The organism is Saccharopolyspora sp. NFXS83 (assembly GCF_026241095.1).
GTDB lineage: Bacteria > Actinomycetota > Actinomycetes > Mycobacteriales > Pseudonocardiaceae > Saccharopolyspora_C.
In genome coordinates this window covers 121,135-138,250 of sequence record NZ_JAPFGB010000015.1, presented here as the reverse complement: position 1 = coordinate 138,250, position 17,116 = coordinate 121,135, and the positions used below count along the sequence as shown (strand labels likewise).

At 69.1% G+C, this 17,116-nt stretch carries 16 protein-coding genes and 1 tRNA gene; 4 read left to right on the top strand and 13 right to left on the bottom strand.

The genetic code is table 11. From position 1 onward, the window contains the following. Positions 1–610: 610 nt before the first annotated feature. From OOZ19_RS17960 to OOZ19_RS17935, 6 genes are all read right to left on the bottom strand, one after another. Positions 611–687: transfer RNA gene (locus tag OOZ19_RS17960), tRNA-Leu, on the bottom strand. Between the two features lie 186 nt (positions 688–873). Further along, on the bottom strand, positions 874–2,013 hold the full coding sequence (locus OOZ19_RS17955; RefSeq protein WP_266091261.1) for an ATP-grasp domain-containing protein: 1,140 nt from the start codon (positions 2,011–2,013) through the stop codon (positions 874–876). Between the two features lie 358 nt (positions 2,014–2,371). Further along, positions 2,372–3,694, bottom strand: coding sequence for an NAD(P)/FAD-dependent oxidoreductase (locus tag OOZ19_RS17950; protein WP_266091260.1), 1,323 nt, complete (start codon positions 3,692–3,694; stop codon positions 2,372–2,374). Positions 3,695–4,075: 381 nt separating this feature from the next. After that, positions 4,076–4,822, bottom strand: a complete 747-nt coding sequence (locus OOZ19_RS17945; RefSeq protein ID WP_266091259.1) for a type II toxin-antitoxin system VapC family toxin — start codon at positions 4,820–4,822, stop codon at positions 4,076–4,078. Beyond that, positions 4,804–5,205, bottom strand: coding sequence for a hypothetical protein (locus tag OOZ19_RS17940; protein ID WP_266091258.1), 402 nt, complete (start codon positions 5,203–5,205; stop codon positions 4,804–4,806). Before OOZ19_RS17940 ends, OOZ19_RS17945 begins: the two co-directional genes overlap by 19 nt. Before the next feature lie 90 nt (positions 5,206–5,295). Then, positions 5,296–5,463: an SRPBCC family protein gene (locus OOZ19_RS17935; protein ID WP_323055148.1), complete on the bottom strand. Its 168-nt coding sequence runs from the start codon at positions 5,461–5,463 to the stop codon at positions 5,296–5,298. A gap of 220 nt (positions 5,464–5,683) precedes the next feature. Between OOZ19_RS17935 and OOZ19_RS17930 the strand changes: the two genes are divergently transcribed. Continuing rightward, a complete protein-coding gene (locus OOZ19_RS17930; RefSeq protein ID WP_266091257.1) occupies positions 5,684–6,238 on the top strand; it encodes a hypothetical protein in 555 nt (184 codons plus the stop codon). Positions 6,239–6,522: 284 nt separating this feature from the next. Here the strand turns inward: OOZ19_RS17930 and OOZ19_RS17925 are convergent, their stop codons facing one another. Next, positions 6,523–7,215: a haloacid dehalogenase type II gene (locus OOZ19_RS17925; protein ID WP_266091256.1), complete on the bottom strand. Its 693-nt coding sequence runs from the start codon at positions 7,213–7,215 to the stop codon at positions 6,523–6,525. Between the two features lie 80 nt (positions 7,216–7,295). On the opposite strand from OOZ19_RS17925, the gene OOZ19_RS17920 reads away from it, so the two are divergent. Continuing rightward, the gene (locus OOZ19_RS17920) at positions 7,296–7,865 is read left to right on the top strand and encodes a CGNR zinc finger domain-containing protein (protein WP_266091255.1); all 570 of its coding nucleotides are present in this window, start codon (positions 7,296–7,298) and stop codon (positions 7,863–7,865) included. 96 nt (positions 7,866–7,961) lie between these two features. On the opposite strand, the gene OOZ19_RS17915 is transcribed toward OOZ19_RS17920, so the two are convergent. After that, the gene (locus OOZ19_RS17915; RefSeq protein WP_266091254.1) at positions 7,962–8,783 is read right to left on the bottom strand and encodes a uracil-DNA glycosylase; all 822 of its coding nucleotides are present in this window, start codon (positions 8,781–8,783) and stop codon (positions 7,962–7,964) included. Between OOZ19_RS17915 and OOZ19_RS17910 the strand changes: the two genes are divergently transcribed. Then, positions 8,782–10,242 (top strand): S10 family peptidase, encoded by a 1,461-nt coding sequence (locus tag OOZ19_RS17910; protein ID WP_266091253.1) that lies wholly within the window; start codon positions 8,782–8,784, stop codon positions 10,240–10,242. The two genes, OOZ19_RS17915 and OOZ19_RS17910, sit on opposite strands and share 2 nt — an antisense overlap. Positions 10,243–10,477: 235 nt before the next feature. After that, entirely contained in the window at positions 10,478–11,302 is an 825-nt protein-coding gene (locus OOZ19_RS17905; RefSeq protein WP_266091252.1) for an SAM-dependent methyltransferase, read from the top strand. A gap of 99 nt (positions 11,303–11,401) precedes the next feature. Here OOZ19_RS17905 and OOZ19_RS17900 read toward each other — a convergent pair whose 3' ends face one another. The 5 genes from OOZ19_RS17900 to OOZ19_RS17880 all read right to left on the bottom strand — a co-directional run bounded on the left by OOZ19_RS17900 (position 11,402) and on the right by OOZ19_RS17880 (position 17,003). Further along, positions 11,402–12,403 (bottom strand): ABC transporter ATP-binding protein, encoded by a 1,002-nt coding sequence (locus tag OOZ19_RS17900; RefSeq protein ID WP_266091251.1) that lies wholly within the window; start codon positions 12,401–12,403, stop codon positions 11,402–11,404. Beyond that, entirely contained in the window at positions 12,396–13,403 is a 1,008-nt protein-coding gene (locus tag OOZ19_RS17895; protein ID WP_266091250.1) for an ABC transporter ATP-binding protein, read from the bottom strand. Before OOZ19_RS17895 ends, OOZ19_RS17900 begins: the two co-directional genes overlap by 8 nt. Before the next feature lie 11 nt (positions 13,404–13,414). Further along, on the bottom strand, positions 13,415–14,374 hold the full coding sequence (locus OOZ19_RS17890; RefSeq protein ID WP_266091249.1) for an ABC transporter permease: 960 nt from the start codon (positions 14,372–14,374) through the stop codon (positions 13,415–13,417). Beyond that, positions 14,367–15,293, bottom strand: a complete 927-nt coding sequence (locus OOZ19_RS17885) for an ABC transporter permease (protein WP_266091248.1) — start codon at positions 15,291–15,293, stop codon at positions 14,367–14,369. Before OOZ19_RS17885 ends, OOZ19_RS17890 begins: the two co-directional genes overlap by 8 nt. 72 nt (positions 15,294–15,365) lie before the next feature. After that, positions 15,366–17,003, bottom strand: a complete 1,638-nt coding sequence (locus OOZ19_RS17880) for a peptide ABC transporter substrate-binding protein (protein WP_266091247.1) — start codon at positions 17,001–17,003, stop codon at positions 15,366–15,368. Positions 17,004–17,116 lie beyond the last annotated feature (113 nt).

The window sequence follows — 17,116 nt, the reverse complement described above, 5'->3', positions numbered from 1 at the left end:
TCCGGATCCGGACCGGAAAATCCGGTACCCGCCGTTGAGCAGGTACTTCACCGAGCTCCGGACGCGAGGTGGTCCACGTCCGCTCCGTTGCCTGCCATGCTCTTTCACATGCTGCGCCGAACGGGCCACGGACGGTCGAGCGCGCGAATCGTCCGAGGGATCCGGACAGCAGTCAAGTGGCGGGAGGTGTGCCGCTGAGGTGCCTGGGGGTTTCGTCAGCGGCACACCACACCACATGGCCTCGCCGGTAGCAGGCGAAGTCCGACCCGTCACGACCCGCACCGAACCGACCGCCACCAACGATCACGAGAGTACGCGGAGATACCCCGACCACCCACGGTGGTCGGGGTATCCGGTTTGCCGGAAACCTGACCTGACCCGAACGGCGAAACCGCACCGCAGGACGTCGACGACCGAACGGGCGCAGCGGCTGGGTCACTTGGAGCAGCGGATCGCCGGCCGTGGATCGCTCACCTCGTGAGCGACGACCAGGGTGCGCAACGGGTGCATCGAGCGCGGGACCGTCCCAGCGCGCGACCGGCGGTCCAGGACGGGTCCTCTCCGGATCACGCCGCGCGACGCGGGTTTCCGCGCGGCAACGCGCGGGTCGTGGTGCCCCCGGTCGGGATCGAACCGACACTCTGACGAGTTTAAGTCGTCTGCCTCTGCCAATTGGGCTACGGGGGCTGGGTCCTCAGCGCACGCCCGAAGGCGCTCGCCGTGGACACCGGCCCGGCTCCACCGGGCCGGATAGTGATCGCCGCCGGATCGGACGCACCGACTCTGCACCTGGTTCCCCGTGATCGAAAACCGCCGAGCAGAGCAAGTCGTGCCCCTGGCCGCGCGGTGATCGAACGTCGGCGCGCTCGCGGATCATCGGTCCCACCTCGGCGCCGGAGCGGACGCGGCGAGGTGCTCGAACCGCTCCCCGACCCAGGAGTGCACCGCGGTGGAGACCGCGTCGTCCTGGGCCCGGTGCTCGAACCAGCGCCAATCGCAGTTGACGTTGACCTCCAAGAACACGTGCTCCGAGCCGGCCGCCAGCAGGTCGAACGCGGCCACGTCCAGCCGCCAGAACCGGCACAGCGCCAGCAGCCGCGTCACCAGGCCCGAGGGCAGTTCGATCCGTTCCACGACGACCGAATCCGGATCGACCCACAGCTGCGCCGGGTCGAGCTTGTCCACCCGGTAGCCGATGACCTCGTCGCCCACCACGAACGCGCGGATCTCGTGCTCGGAGTCCACGAACTGCTGCACCAGCACCGGCGCGGGTTCCCTGGCCTCCGCGGAGTGGCGGATGTCCAGCGGGCGCGGGAAAAGACCGCGCAGCGCGCCGGGTTCTGGCTCCAGCATGTGGTGTCCGGCGGTCTTGACGATGCACCGGCCACCTCCCGGCCGGCTGCGACCGGGCAAGGTCGTCACCGCGGTCCGCGGCACCCGGAAACCGAACGCGGTGGCGTCGCGGAGCTGCGTGAGCCGGTCCAGGTGCGAGCTGGAGCGCACCGGGTTGATCTGCTCCCAGTCGGCCCGGCAGGACAGCCAGTTCGAGACGGCGCGCCACTGCTCGCGGACGTAGGCGCCGTGCACCGTCGTCGGGTCGACCGGCAGCGCGGTGATGTCGAAGTGCCGCCGCCACACCACGACGGGCCGCAGCAGCCAGCGTTCGAACTCGATCAGCGGCGTGTCGGTGTAGACGGTGAGCGCGATGTCCAGGCACCGGTCGGCGTCGATGCGGACCATCCGGATGCCCCGCTCGGCCAAGGCGAGCGACAGCTCGTTCATCTCCATGTCCGCGGCCCGCGCCAGCACCAGCACGCACGGGATCGGATCACCGTCGCCGTCGTTGACCAGATCCGCGCTGTGCACGCGTTCCTGGAAGTCGAGGCTGGTGTCGTCGGAGCGGAAGAAGTAGTCCTGCCCCTGCAGCAGCAGCGGGCCCGGCCGGAAATCAGCGGTGGACGGGCCGGGGGTGGGGCCGAACGGGTGCGCGAAGTCGTCCGCCCCCTCGGTCATAGCCCCAGTCCTCCTGCGATGCCGCGATCATCGGTGGCCGGTGATGCGGGTCGGCGTCAATCGTCCTTCTTGCGGAACACCTCGGACGCGGCCTGGTACTCGGTCGCGAAATCGGCGAGCGGGCCGTCCTGCACTTCGCCGCTGCGCAGCAGAGCCGCTAACTCCTGGAGAGTCAAAGGATTCACCCCTTCCCCACGTGAGGCATCCTTTCAGGTGAAGACGCCCCGTCAGTCTTCGATTACTCGCTACTCATTGTCAAGGGTAGCGGGTCATCTGATCGCCCGCACGGAGCAGTACCCAACTCGGACGCGAATCACCGCGTGCTCAGAGAGCACGCGGTGATCACTCGGAGTGCGGATCAGCTCGCCGCGGCCCGCTCGAAGTCGGCCTTCGGGTTCTGGATCTGACCCATCGACACGGCTTCCCGCTTGAACAGGAACGCCAGCGTCCAGTCGATGACGATCCGCATCTTGCGGTTGAACGTGGGCATCCGGCTCACGTGGTACGTGCGGTGCATGAACCACGCGACGAAGCCCTTGGCCTTGAAGCCGTAGACGTCGGCGACGCCCTTGTAGAGCCCCAGGCCCGCCACCGAACCGGCGTAGGCGTGGCGGTACTCCTTGGTGGGCTTGTTGCGCAGGCTCGCCAGCAGGTTCTTGCCGAGCTGGTTGGCCTGGCGCACCGCGTGCTGCGCGGACGGGGCGCAGGTCGCGTTCGGGTCGTCGTCGACCTTCGACAGGTCCGGGACCGCGGAGCAGTCACCGGCGGCCCACACGCCCGGCAGGCCTTCGACCTGGAGGTGCGAGGTGGACTTGATCCGGCCGCGCTCGTCGAGCGGCAGGTCGGAGTTCTTGAGCACCGGGTTCGCCTTGACGCCCGCGTTCCACACCAAGGTGTCGGTGTCGAACTCGGTCCCGTCGGAGAGCATGGCGTGCCCGCCCTCGACGGACTTCAGGAAGGTGTTCAGGTAGACCTGAATGCCGCGCTCTTCCAGGGCCTTGACGACGTAGACGCCCATCTTCTCGCTGACCTCGGGCATCACGCGCCCGGCGGCCTCGACGAGGACCCACCGCATGTCTTCCGGCGAGATGGACTCGTAGTAGCGGGTGGCGTAGCGGGCCATGTCCTCCAGCTCCGCCAACGCCTCGGCGCCGGCGAATCCGCCGCCGACGAAGGTGAAGGTGAGCAGCCGCTTGCGCAGCTCCTCGTCGGAGGTGTTGGCCGCGGCGTCCATCTTCGCCAGCACGTGGTTGCGCAGGTAGATGGCCTCGCCGACGGTCTTGAGGCTGATGCCTTGCTCCGCCAGGCCGGGGATGGGCAGAAGTCGGGACACCGAACCGAGCGCCACGACGAGGACGTCGTAGGCAAGCTCTTCGGGGCCTGTCTGCGGGTTCTCGATCGTCACGACCTGATCGGCGTGCTTGATCTCAGTGACACTGGCGGTGATCACATGGCACCGCTTCAGGACTCGTCGCAGTGGCGCTACCACGTGGCGAGGCTCGACCGAGCCCGCTGCCGCTTCCGGTAGGAAGGGCTGGTAGGTCATGTGCGGCTGAGGGTCGACCACGGTGACGGAGGCTTCGCGACGCCCCAGCTTCGACTGAAGCTGAAGTGCCGTGTACATGCCTACATAGCCGCCGCCGAGGATGAGAATCCGGGTGGGTTCGGATTTACCAGCCATGCCGACATGGTCGCACCACTGGAGTGGGACACACTCCGCAGACCCCCCCTAATGTGACGCCAGTCGCGCGTGGCACTGATCACGATCAACGGGCTGTGCGCGGACGGCTGCGCTCGGTACGGATCGAGCGGCGAGCGAGAGGGCCGGAGTGATCGCCACCCTACCGACTTTTGCGGCCGGAAAGCCAACTCGCCGCAGCATCTCCCGTGTTCCGGCGACTTCGGCGACTGTTCGGCACCCGACCGCGTTGACCAGGCAAGTCAATGCGTGATCGGCCACAGCGATCGCGGTACCGACCGACGATCACGCCGGAATGCGACCACAACGCTCGTGGTCAGAAGATCTGAACCGGTACTGCTCACTCGGCAGCGAACGCACCGTTCACACCCGCGCGACGGACACCCGCCGCCGACCTGCTCGCCGAGTTCCCGCACCGCCTTGCCCGGATGCCGAAAACCCCGCCCCCGCACGCGATTCCGCACCCACGGGCGCTGCCTGCCGCGCTCCCACTTCCTCGTTCGCCGCCCCCTCCTCGCTCACTGACCCTTCCTCGCTCGCCGATCCTTGCTCGCTCGCGCCCCTTCGAGGAGCGAACGCCGCGGACTTCGCCGCGCCCGCGAGCTCGCCGGACTCCGGCACTGTCCGTGACGCGATCTCCTCGCATGACGCGGAACCACCACCCGCACCACTGCCTTCGACCACCGGAGGAGCTTTTGGCGGCTGGGCTTCGCCGAGCGATGCGAGCAATCCGCGCATGACGTCGGGCACGGCGGTGAGCAGCACCACCGGACGGGCGAGCCGCAGCGCGGTCGCCGCGACGATCGAGTCCACTGTGGATGCGCGCTCCGCGCTCGCCGCTCCACCAGCCGCGCCCGCGCCCGCGAGACGTGCGATCTCCGGAGTCACCGGCACCACCGCGATCCGGGCGAGCACCTCGTCGAGGGGTGATCCGGCCGCCCCGCCGCGCAGCACTTCGGCGAGCGTCACCGCACTGATGACCACCCGCGCCCGGCGCTCTCGGGCGATCTCCACATGTCCGCGCACTCGCGCACCACCGGCGGCGAGCTCTGCCACGGCCGCGCCGTCGAGGATCAGCGTTCCGCCCGCCGCTATTCGTGGTCCGGCCATGCACACCTCGCCTCCGCCAACGCCGCCGCCGGCACCGGGCCGTGCTCGCCCCCCGCCAGGTCGGCGAGCTCCGCGAGCAAGTCCAGTTCCAGCTGTCGCGCCACCGCGTCCGTGACGTACTGACTGAACCCACCCGGCCCGACCCGCCGCTGCACCGCCGCGGTGAGGTCTTCCGGGATCGACACGCTCACCTTGCGCGCCCGGCCCGACGCCCGGATCTCACCGGCCGCCGCGGGCAGTACGACATCGGCGGTGCCCGGCGGTGGATCCGCCGCTCGGTACCGGTCGAGCAATTCCGCCAGCCGATCCGCCAATTCGGGCAACTTCCGCCCCTGCAGGGCAAGGGATGGCGAGTCGCCTTCGCCGTTCGTCTCCGCATCCATACCTCGATGCTACCGGCGGTGGCAACTTCCGATCCAGCGCTGAACCTGCAGATCACCCCATCAAGTGATCAGCACCAGAGCCGCATTCGATCAGGCGGACGGCAGGACGTCACCGGTCTCCAACAAGGTCTTGAGGTCCGAGAGCAGCCGCGGCCAGTCCTCCCCGATCATCTCCAGCACCGTGCCGCCCGGATCGAAGCCACCGCGCACCACGGTCAGCTCGACCACCTCCCCCACCGGCTCGATCTCGAAGGCCACCTTCGAACGGCTCTCGCTCGCCAGCGCACCGCGCACCCGCCCGCGAAATCACCGATGCTCTTCGGACCGGCGGGGAAATTCATCAGCGCAGCACTCCTTCCCCCAGATGTGTGCCCGGGAGTGCCGACGAGGGCCGCGCCCCTCGCAGGAAACCGCTTGGCGGCTGCTTCTTACCCCAATCGATAGGGTGAATTGGCCGTCTCATCGCGCTGGGGGTGACATGCGAAAGGACGCACCGTCGGACCAGGTCAGGATGCCCGCGCAAATAGCGGAAACGCCCGGCGCGCTGCCGGGGTGCTGCGCTCGGCACGGCCAGGATTCGGCCCGTTCGGTCGACTTCTCACTCCAATCGCGCGCGGAGCCGCAGGGCGGCCGGGTCATGTGCGCCAACCCGCTCGGAGTGGCGGGCAGGCTCGGCGAACGCGCCCGGCAGGTGCGGATCACCCGGGTGCGCGGCTGGCCGCTGTGCGCGGCGTGCGTTCGACGGCGGACCACGGGGCTGGTGCTGGCGAACGTGCTGTTCTGGGGCGGGCTGGCGCTGATCGCGGGAGCGCTGGCGGCGCGGCTGATCACCGGGGTGCAGAGTCCGGCGCTCGGCGCCGCGCTGCTCGGCGGTTTCCTCGCGGCCCTCGTCTCGGTGGTGCCGTTCGTGCTCGGATCACTGCCCCGGATCACCGGCGCGCGCACCTCCGAGGACGGCGCCGAGGTCGCGCTGAGCGCCCCGCACCCGGCGTTCGTCTCGGCGCTGCGCGCTTCCCTCGTTCGCTCGGCCTGACGCTGAACCGGATGTTCGAGCGACGTGCGCCGGCCTGGCGGCAGCCGCGCGCCCTCGATCAGCGGGCGAGAATCCCACGCTCGCCGACCGCGCGAGCGGTCTTCGGCATCTTCTCCGAGGTCCGCCCAGCACCGCGCCGCGGCGTCACCGGACCGGACCTCGCCGGGAGGGTGTGCTGATGCCACGCGACCCCGCGAGCGCCTTCGCTCGACGCGGCGCCCTTCGCGACATCGGGAACCTCGACCTTCGGCCGCACGTCCCCCGGCCGGGGAGCACTGTCCTGGCTAGCTCGCCCGCAGTGCGGTGGCCAGTTCATCCAGGCCGTTGAAACGCCCGTCGACGACATCGGAGTTCGTCGGCGGATCCCCGCCTGGCCGGTGGACGTAAGCGGTTCGCATGCCCATCGCTCGAGCTCCGCGGAGGTCCCAGGCGTGGGCGGCCACCATGAGCACGCGTTCTGGTGGACATCCGGCGGTGTCCACGGCCAGCTGGTAGACCTCCGGAGCCGGCTTGTACGCCAGGACCGCTTCGGCTGACAGAGCTCGGTGCCAGCGCAGCCCCGCGTGGGCGTTCAGCCGCAGCAGACCGGCACCGCTGGCGTTGGAGAGCCCGAGCACGGGGTGGTGCCGCGCGAGTTGCTGGAGCCCGGCAACGGAGTCGTCCCAGGGCGGCAAGCGCCGCCCCGCCGTGGCGAGCCTCGCGATGGTGGCCGGATCGCCGAGTCCGGCCCGATCCGCCACCCGCATCGCGGCCTCGCCGTCGATGACGTCGGAGTTGACGTACGCGCGGTCACCGCGCCCGATGCGTCGCTGCTCGATGTCGACGTGCTGCTGCCACAGAGCGAACAGCTCGTCGATGGCCGCACCGCCGGAGGCGGGTACCGCGTCGCGAATTTCCGCTCGGAGTCCACCTGCTTCGTCGACCAGTGTTCCGAGGACGTCGAAGACGACGACCTCGACGTCGCGAATCTCTGCCATGCGTCCTCTTCTCGGCCAGCGTCACCTGTTCAACAGGTGACGACCTTGCCCAGGAGCTCGTCACCAGTCAAGGTGGTGACGTGGATTTCGCCTTCGTCAGCGGCAACCCGGCCCTCGACTTGGCCGCCACGGTGGGGTCTCGTCGACACGAGCCCATCGACGGCCTCGCCACACCCGCGGACCTCGAACGCTGGATCGCCGAGTGCGCCGAGCTCCCCGACCGGGTGACCGCCGACCTCACGACCTTCGAAGCCGCGTTGTCGCTGCGAGAAGCGATCTACCGGCTGGCTCTCGACCGCGTGCTCGACCGCCCCTTCGACCCTGGCGGCATCAAGATCCTCAATGACGCGGCCGCCGGGCCGGTGCCCACGATCGAGCTCGGCGACGCGGGGCTGCACGTGTCAGGAGACCTCCGCGCAACGCTCTCGCAGCTGGCCAGGAGCGGTGCCACCGTGCTCGCCGATCCCCACGCCCGCCTCAAGGAATGCGGTCGCACCGACTGCACCCGCATCTACCTCGACCGCTCGCGCGGCGCACGGCGCTCCTGGTGCGGGATGGACGAGTGCGGCAACCGCGTCAAGGCCGCGGCGTATCGAGCCCGCAAGCGATCATCGCCCGCAGCCGGGGTTCGCGGGCCGGGAACCGACTGAGGTCGATGCGAGCACCCGAGGAACGGCTCGACCGGGGCGACGTGGCCACCGACGAGCACCGAGATCGACGGCGAGTTCCCCGCGGACCGGCACGGTTCATGAAACCCCTGCCAGCTCCTTGGCCTGCTCCAGCACCTCCCGCAGCATCGCCGGTGTCATCAGCTTGGTCTGCACGTTGCGCTGGCTGACGTGGTAGCAGCCGAGCAGGTGGAGATCTCGGCCGCCGTCGGTGGCGGGGAGGGCGACCTGGGCGGCGTGCCCGAACCGGGGACGGGGCGCGGGCACCTGCCACGCCGCCGCACCCAGCACCGGCAGCACGGCCTGCCAGCCGAAACCCCCTAGCACCAGCACCACCCGCAGGGTCTCGCGCAGCAGCAGGAGTTCGCGGGCCAGCCACGGGCGGCACGTGTCGCGCTCGGCGGGGGTGGGCTTGTTCTCCGGCGGGGCGCACCGCACCGGTGCGGTGATCCTGGTGCCGCGCAAGGACAAACCGTCGCCGAGCCGGCGCGCGTGCGGTTGCGAGGCGAGCCCGACGTCGTAGAGAGCCTGGTAGAGCACGTCGCCGGAACGATCTCCGGTGAACATGCGGCCGGTCCGGTTCGCGCCGTGCGCGGCGGGGGCGAGACCGACGATCGCGATGGCCGCGTCCGGCGGGCCGAAACCGGGAACCGGCCTGCCCCAGTAGGTTTCGCCGCGGAACGCCGCCCGCTTCTCCCGCGCGACCCGCTCTCGCCACTCGACCAACCGGGGACACGCCGCGCAATGCGCCACCGCGTCGTCCAGGTCACCGAGGTCGCGGGCACCGCGCGCCGCGGTGGCGGGGTCGGTGACGGGCTCGTCGATCAGCTCGGGGATCACGCGTCCACCGTCGCAGAATCCGCGCCGTCGCGCGGGTTCCGGCACGTAGAGTTCGGTCATGGCAGCCACCGAAACGAGCACCGGCGAAGCCGGGCAGGAAACGACGACCCCGGCAGAACCGGCGGATGACCTGGTCAGCACGCACCACACGATCACCGTGGACGGCGGCGAGCTCTCCTACACGGCCACGACCGGCCGCATCGTGCTGCGCGAAGAGGCGATCACCGACGGCAAGTTCGACGGGCTCAAGGCGAAGGCCGAGGTCCACCTGACCTCCTACGTCGTGGACAGCGCCGAGCCGCGCCCGGTGACCTTCGCCTTCAACGGCGGCCCCGGATCGGCGAGCGTGTGGCTGCACCTCGGGGTGCTGGGGCCGCGGCGAGTGGTGTCCGGGGACACCGGGTCGCTCGCCGCCCCGCCCTACGGGCTCGCCGACAACCCGGAAACCCTGCTGGCGCACAGCGACCTGGTGTTCATCGACCCCGTCTCCACCGGGTACTCCCGCGCGGTCAACGGCGGCGAACCCGCCGACTTCCACGGCTACCAGCGCGACGTCGAATCGGTCGGCGAGGTCATCCGGCTGTGGACCTCGCGCAACGGGCGCTGGTTGTCGCCGAAGTACCTGGCGGGCGAGTCGTACGGCACGCTGCGCGCCGCCGCGCTCGCCGAGCACCTCCAGGACCGCCACGGGCTGTACCTCAACGGGCTGCTGCTGATCTCGTCCGTGCTGGACATGGGCACGATCCGGTTCACCGACGGCAACGACCTGCCGTACGCGCTGTACCTGCCGACGTACGCGGCCATCGCGCACCACCACGGCAAGCACGGCGACCGGCCGCTGCGGGAAGTGCTGGACGAGGCGGAGAAGTTCGCCTCCGGCGACTACGCGTGGGCGCTGTCCCGCGGCGCGCGGCTGCCCGCGTTCGAGCGCGCCGACATCATCCGGCGCACCGCGGAGCTCACCGGCCTGTCCGAGGACTACGTGGACCGCGCGAACCTGCGCATCGAGCACCTGCGGTTCTTCACCGAGCTGCTGCGCGACGAGCGGCGCACCGTGGGCCGCATGGACGGGCGCTTCCTCGGCTGGGAACCCGACTCCGCGGGGGAACGCCTCACCGACGATCCGAGCGTGTCCGGGATCATCGGCGCCTATTCGGCGGCGATCAACCACTATCTGCGCCAGGAACTCGACTACGCCAACGACCTGCCCTACGCATTGCTGAGCAATCGGGTGCAGCCGTGGTCGTACAAGGAGTTCGAAGGTTCCTCGGTCTCGGTGGTGGACAAGCTGGGGGCCGCGATGCGCGCCAATCCGCATCTGCGGGTGCACGTCGCCGCCGGTTACACCGACGGCGCGACGCCCTATTACGCCGCGGAGCACGTGCTGGCCCGGCTGCCGATTCCGGAGGAGCTGCGCGCGAACATCGACGTCCGCTACTACGACGCGGGCCACATGATGTACGTGCACGAGCCGTCCCGACTCCAGCAGTCCGCTGACCTGGCCGAATTCATCCGCTAGGACTCCTAGCCGAGTGCTCCGGGGCCGCCTTGCGGATGCGCGCGGGCGGCCCCGGACGGCGGCGCGGCTTGATTTCGCGCGACGATTTTCACATTCCGTGAAAATGCGATCACGAATTGCATCAGGCCGATTCGGTTGGCACCGCGCCGCCGATGTGGCGGAAATCCGCCATGGTCCCGGCGGAGTGACCAACGCGGCATGGTCAAGATCGATTTTTTGTTGCAACATCAAAGGCATGGGCGAGAGCGAACGCACCGGACCACCGTCGATGCCTTCGATCCCGGACACCGACCGTCCGAACTCGGCCCGCATGTACGACTACTACCTGGGCGGCTCCGCGCATTTCGCGATCGATCGGAAGGCCGCCGACGACGCGCTGGAAGTCCTGCCGCAGTCGGCGGTGTACGCCAAGGCGAACCGGGCGTTCCTCGGCCGGGCGGTGCGCTTCCTGCTCTCCCAGGGGGTGGACCAGTTCCTCGACCTCGGCTCCGGCATCCCCACCGTCGGCAACGTGCACGAGATCGCGCACCGCATCAACCCGGCCGCCAAGGTCGGCTACGTCGATCACGAGCCGGTCGCCGTGGCGCACGCGCAGCGCATGCTCGCCGGCCAGTCGAACGTCACGATCACCCAGGCCGACGTGCGCGACCCGGACAGCGTGCTCACCGCGCCCGGAGTCGCCGGGATGCTCGACTTCTCGCGGCCGGTGGCGGTGCTGGCCATCGCGATCCTGCCGTTCGTGCCCGATGACGCCGAAGCGCACGCGCTGGTGGCCAGGTACCGCGCGGTGAGCGCTCCCGGCAGCTGGCTGGCGATCTCGCACATCTCGCAGGTGTCGGCCACCGACGAGCAGGTGCGGGTGGCGCACGAAGTGATGGGCCGAACCCCCACGCCCGTGCTGTGGCGCAACCGCGACGACATCGCGAGCCTGTTCACCGGCTACCGGCTCGCCGATCCGGGACTGGTGCTCTCACCGCTGTGGCGCCCGGACACCCAGATCAGCTTCGGTGAGGCCGCCCAGGCCAACGCCTACGGCGGAGTCGGCCTGCTCGACGGATGAGCGGTTCTCGATCCGCTCGGCGAACCCTTCGGAGGGTTCTGGAGAACGAACGGCGCCGAGCGCGGGACACCGATCCCGCACCCGGCGCCGTCCGAACCGTCACGCCACGACGTGCGGGTGTTCCTCCGCGAAGTGGCAGGCCGACGGGTGGTCGCCCAGCCGGACCTCCAGCTCCGGGACCTTCTCCGCGCAGATGTCCTGCGCCTTCCAGCAACGGGTGCGGAACCGGCAGCCCGACGGCGGATTCGCCGGGCTGGGCACGTCACCGGTGAGCCGGATGACCTCGCGCTTGCCGCGCAACGTCGGGTCCGGCACCGGGACCGAGGACAGCAGCGCCTGCGTGTACGGGTGCTGCGGGTGCTCGTAGATCTGCTCGTCGGTGCCGACCTCGACCATCTTGCCCAGGTACATCACGCCCACCCGGTCCGACAGGTGGCGCACCACGCCGAGGTCGTGCGCGATGAACACGTACGACAGCCCGAACTCCTGCTGCAGCTCGCCGAGCAGGTTCATCACCTGGGCCTGGATCGAGACGTCGAGCGCGGACACCGGCTCGTCGCACACGATCACCTTCGGCCGCAGCGCCAACGCCCGCGCGATGCCGATGCGCTGCCGCTGACCGCCGGAGAACTGGTGCGGGTAGCGCTGGATGTGCTCCGGGTTGAGCCCGACCAGGTCCAGCAACTCCTGCACCTTGCGCCGCCGGTCGCCCTTCGGCGCCACCTCGCGGTGGATCTCGAAGGGCTCCCCGACGATGTCGCCGACGGTGCGTCGCGGGTTCAGCGAGGTGTACGGGTCCTGCAGCACGATCTGCATGTCGCGGCGCAGCTTGCGCAGCTCCGGACCGTTCATCTTGAACATGTCCCGGCCCTCGAAGGTGGCCGTGCCGCTGGTCGGTTTCTCCAGCCGCATCAGCACCTGCGCGAGGGTGGACTTGCCGCAGCCCGACTCGCCGACGATGCCCAGCGTCTCGCCCTTGTTCAGGTCGAACGACACGCCGTCGACGGCCCGCACGTGCCCGACGGTCCGCTGGAAGACGACGCCCCGGTTGATCGGGAAGTGCTTGACCAGGTCCCGCACTTCGAGGATCGGCTCACTCACTGGTCATCAGCTCCTCGGCGAAGTGGCAGGCGCTGGTCCGGCCCAAGCCCAGCTGGTGCTGCTCGGGCACCTGCTCGCGGCAGCGGTCCTCGGCGCGCGGGCAACGCGGGTGGAACGGGCAGCCGCTCGGGATCTTCATCAGGTTCGGCGGCAGGCCCTTGATCGTCTCCAGGTCCTGGCCCTTGAGGTCCAGGCGCGGGATGGACCGCATCAGGCCCTCGGTGTACGGGTGGCCGGGCTGCTTGTAGAGCCCGTAGGCGTCCGCGGCCTCCACGATGCGGCCCGCGTACATCACCACGATCCGGTCCGCGACCTCGGCGACCACGCCCAGGTCGTGGGTGATGAGGATCAGGCCCATCCCGCGGTCCCGGCGCAGCTCGTCGAGCAGGTCCATGATCTGCGCCTGCACCGTCACGTCCAGCGCCGTCGTCGGCTCGTCCGCGATGAGCAGCTCCGGGTCCAGCGCCAGCGACATCGCGATCATCGCGCGCTGCCGCATGCCGCCGGAGAACTGGTGCGGGTACTCCTTCACGCGCTGCTTGGCGTTCGGGATCTTGACCTGGTCCAGCAGCTCCACCGCGCGGGCCGTGGCGTCCTTGCGGGACATGCCACGCCGGGTGCGCAGCTGCTCGGCGATCTGGAATCCCACCGTGTAGACGGGGTTCAGCGCCGAGAGCGCGTCCTGGAAGATCATCGACATCGATTCGCCGCGCAGCTGCCTGCGCCGGTCCTCGGTGGCGGTGAGCAGGTCCTCGCCGTCGTAGCGGATCGCGCCGCCGGTGACGAACCCCGGCGGGGTGTCGAGGATGCCCATCACCGTCTGCGCGGTGACGCTCTTGCCGGAACCGGATTCGCCCAGCACCGCCAGCGTCTCACCGGCCTTGACGTGGTAGCTCACGCCGTTGAGCACCTTCGCGACGCCGTCGCGGGTGCGGAACTCCACGTGCAGGTCCTCGACGTCGAGCAGCCGTCCGCCTGCGTTGTCGTCCTTCTCGGACACAGCGGTACCTCCTACTTCTGCTTCGGGTCGAGCGCGTCGCGGACGGCGTCACCGAGCATCACGAACGCCAGCACGGTCACCACCAGGAACCCCGCGGGGAACATCAACAGGTGCGGCGACGCCTCGATGAACTCGCGGGAGTCGGCGATCATGACCCCCCAGGACACCACCGGGTACTTCAGCCCGAGGCCCAGGTAGGACAGCGTCGCCTCGGCGCCGATGAACCCGCCGAGCGCGATCGTGGCGTACACCAGGACCGGAGCCAGGCAGTTCGGCAGCAGGTGCCGCAAGATGATCCGCGACGGCGTCGCGCCGAGCGCCCGAGCGGCCTTGACGTAGTCCTGCTGCTTCGCCGAGATCGCCGCCGACCGCATGATCCGCATCGCGATCGGCCAGGACAGCACCGCGATCGAACCGACCACCTGCATGATCACCCGAGAACCGCTGGGGATCTCTCCGGGCTGGTTGAACGTGGTCAGGATGACGATGGCACCGAGCACGAACGGCAGGCCGAGGAAGATCTCGGAGAACCGGGACAGCAGGTTGTCCACCCAGCCGCCGTAGTAGCCGCCGAGGATCCCGACGATCGAACCGATCACGACCGTGCCCAGGGTGGCCAGCACCCCGACTGCGACGGAGGCGCGCGCACCGTGGATGGCTCGCGCGTAGATGTCCCGCCCTTGCAGGTCGTAACCGAACCACGCATCGGCCGACGGCCCCTGCCGCGACTTGGACAGGACCGAGAGGTTCGGGTCCACGGAGGTGAACAGCTGTGGGAACGCGACCATCAGCAACAGCACGAAGATGATCGCCGAGGAGGCCAGGAACAGCGGCCTCCGGCGCAGGTCCCGCCAAGCGTCGCCCCACAGGCCGCGGGGCTTCTCCGGCTTGACCGGGGTCGCGCCCTCGACCGTCCGGTCCGGCGAGTCCGCTGGCGTGGTGGTGGCGGCAGTGGCAGTCGGTTCAGTCATATCGGATCCTCGGGTCCAGCACCGCGTAGAGAATGTCCACCAAGAGGTTCATCAGCAGGTAGACCAGCACGAGCAGCGTGACGATGCCGGTGACGGTCATGCCCTCCTTGGTGAGGATGGCCTTGTAGACCAGGCCGCCGATGCCCCGGATGTTGAACACGCCCTCGGTGACGATGGCCCCGCCCATGAGCGAACCGAGGTCGGTGCCCAGGAACGTGATCACCGGGATCAGCGAGTTCCGCAGCAGGTGCACGCCGACGACCCGGCGCGGCTGGAGGCCCTTCGCGTAGGCGGTGCGCACGTAGTCGGCGCGCTTGTTCTCCATCAAGCTCGTCCTGGTCAGCCGGGCCACGTAGGCCATCGACAAGCTGCCCAGCACGAATCCCGGCACCAGCAGTTCCCCGATCGTGGGATCGGAACCGACCGAGGTTTTGATCAAGTCGAGCTCGGTGCCCAGCCACACCTTGAGCACGAACCCCGTGACGAACACCGGGAGCGAGATCAGGAACAGCGTGGACACGAGCACCAGGCTGTCGACGAAGCCCTTGCCGCGCAGCCCGGTCACGATGCCGGCCAGGATGCCGATGACGGCCTCGATGACCAGCGCGACGATCGCCAGCCGCACCGTGGTCGGGTAGGCGTTGGAGATCAGCTCCGAGATCTGCGTCCCGCTGTAGGTCTCGCCGAAGTTCCCGCTGAACAGCTGTCCGAGGTACTTGAAGTACTGCACGACCAGCGGGTCGTCGAGGTTGTACTGGGCGGTCATCTCGGTGACGTAGGAATCCGGGCAGGCTCGCTCACCGCACTTGCCGGCGAACGGATCGCCCGGGACGGCCCACACCATCGCGTAGATGATGAATGTGGTGCCGATGAAAACTGGGATCAACTGCAACAACCGTCGCAGTACGTATCGTCCCACCGGTCCTCCTGTGTACAAGAGCGCGGCCCGGCCCGCCCCGTGGTCCGGGGCGAGCCGGGCGCGATGCTCTGCTTACTGCTGCTTCAGCGTCACCGACGTCAGGTCCAGCTTGCGGAACGGCGTCGCCTTCGCTTCCGCGAGCCGCTCGGTGGAGAAACCGGCCTGGACCGGCTGCGTCCACAGCGGCACCACGGGCATGTCCTTCGCCAGCAGCTTCTCCGCCTCGGCGTAGAGCTTGTTGGCATCCTCCACGGTGGGCGCGGCGTTGGCCTTGTCCAGCGCGGCGTCGAAGGCCGGGTTCGAGTACTCGTAGTCGTTCGACGACGCGCCCGTGCGGTAGAGCTGCGTCAGGAACGTCTCGATGTTCGGGTAGTCGGCGACCCAGCCGGTGCGGAACATGCCGGTGAACTCGCGAGCGTTGGCCTGGCGGCGGAACTCGCTGAAGGTCGGGGTCGGCGCGAACTGCACGTCGATGCCCAGCGTCTGGCGGATGCTGCTGGCGACGGCCTCGGACCACTCGTTGTGCCCGCCATCTCCGTTGGTGATGACGGTCAGCGTGCCCTGGAAACCGCCCGCCTGCTGCAGCAGCTGCTTGGCGCGCTCCGGGTTGAAGGTGCAGGCCTCGCCGCACTGGTTGGGCACGTAGCCCTCGACCGACGGGGAGGTCCAGCCGTCGGCGGGCTGGCGGCTACCGGCGAAGATCTGCTGGGTGATCGTCGGGCGGTCGATCGCCATCGAGATCGCCTTGCGCAGGTCCGGGTTCTTGAAGCGCTCGTCGTAGAGCGGGAAGGCGATGTTCTGGGTCAGCAGACCGGGCTTCTCCTGAGCGCCCTCACCGAGATCGGTGCGCCACTTGTCACCGGCCAGCGCCGAGACCGGGACCTGGCGGACGAAGTCGAGGTTGCCGGAGACGAGGTCCTCGTAGGCGGTGTCGAGCTCGTCGTAGACCTTGAACTCGACCGACGGCACCTTGGCCTTGTCCGGACCCTGGAACTGGTCGAAGCGGCTGACGGTGAGGTTCTCGTTCGGCGTGCGCGAGTCGAACTTGAACGGGCCGTTGCCGATCGGCTTGTTCTCGAACCCGGCCTTGTCGGTGAAGAACACCTCGGGAAGCGGGTAGAACGCCGAGTAGCCCAGCATCGTGGGGAAGATCGTGAGCGGCGCCTTGAGCTCCACCTGGAACGTGGTGGGGTCGAGGACCTTGAGCCCGGACATCTTCTCGGTGGTCGGCTTCGGCGCTTCCTGCGGTCCGCTCGCCCCGTCCGGGTCCGAGGGGTTGACCTCGTCGTAGCCCTTGATCTGCTCGAAGAAGCTGGCGCCCTGCTGCCCGTTCGGGCCGTAGGCGGTGTAGTTCCACGCCTTGACGAAGCTGTCCGCGGTGACGGGGGAGCCGTCGTGGAAGGTCCAGCCCGGCTTGATCTTGATGGTGAAGCTCTTGTTGTCAGGCGAAGGAGTGATCGACTCCGCCATCTCGTTGCTCACCGTAGCGTCGTCCGGCGAGTACTTCACCAGGCCGGAGAAGATCGCATCGAGCACGTTGCCGCCGTTGACCTCGGTGGTGTTGCCGGGAACCAACGGGTTCTCCGGCTCGCCCCACTCGACGGTGACCGCCTCGTCCGATGCTCCACTGCCACCCCCGCCGCAGCCGGAAGCCAACAAGGCCACCGCCAGCGGCGCCGCGAGCATGGCGGCCAGACGTCCCTTTCGCATGTGCGTCCTCCCACTTCGACGCGCGCCCCTACCAGGATTTCTCGGGGTCACGACGCACGGCGACGATGTTCATCGCCGCGATAGATGAGCGTAAACATAAATGAGAAACCCCG

Coding starts and splice junctions, on each gene's coding strand:
- OOZ19_RS17955 (WP_266091261.1), bottom strand. CDS start 2,013: ATGACCGAGGGGGCGGACGACTTCGCGCACCCGTTCGGCCCCACCCCC.
- OOZ19_RS17950 (WP_266091260.1), bottom strand. CDS start 3,694: ATGGCTGGTAAATCCGAACCCACCCGGATTCTCATCCTCGGCGGCGGC.
- OOZ19_RS17945 (WP_266091259.1), bottom strand. CDS start 4,822: ATGGCCGGACCACGAATAGCGGCGGGCGGAACGCTGATCCTCGACGGC.
- OOZ19_RS17940 (WP_266091258.1), bottom strand. CDS start 5,205: ATGGATGCGGAGACGAACGGCGAAGGCGACTCGCCATCCCTTGCCCTG.
- OOZ19_RS17930 (WP_266091257.1), top strand. CDS start 5,684: ATGCGAAAGGACGCACCGTCGGACCAGGTCAGGATGCCCGCGCAAATA.
- OOZ19_RS17925 (WP_266091256.1), bottom strand. CDS start 7,215: ATGGCAGAGATTCGCGACGTCGAGGTCGTCGTCTTCGACGTCCTCGGA.
- OOZ19_RS17910 (WP_266091253.1), top strand. CDS start 8,782: ATGGCAGCCACCGAAACGAGCACCGGCGAAGCCGGGCAGGAAACGACG.
- OOZ19_RS17915 (WP_266091254.1), bottom strand. CDS start 8,783: ATGACCGAACTCTACGTGCCGGAACCCGCGCGACGGCGCGGATTCTGC.
- OOZ19_RS17905 (WP_266091252.1), top strand. CDS start 10,478: ATGGGCGAGAGCGAACGCACCGGACCACCGTCGATGCCTTCGATCCCG.
- OOZ19_RS17890 (WP_266091249.1), bottom strand. CDS start 14,374: ATGACTGAACCGACTGCCACTGCCGCCACCACCACGCCAGCGGACTCG.
- OOZ19_RS17880 (WP_266091247.1), bottom strand. CDS start 17,003: ATGCGAAAGGGACGTCTGGCCGCCATGCTCGCGGCGCCGCTGGCGGTG.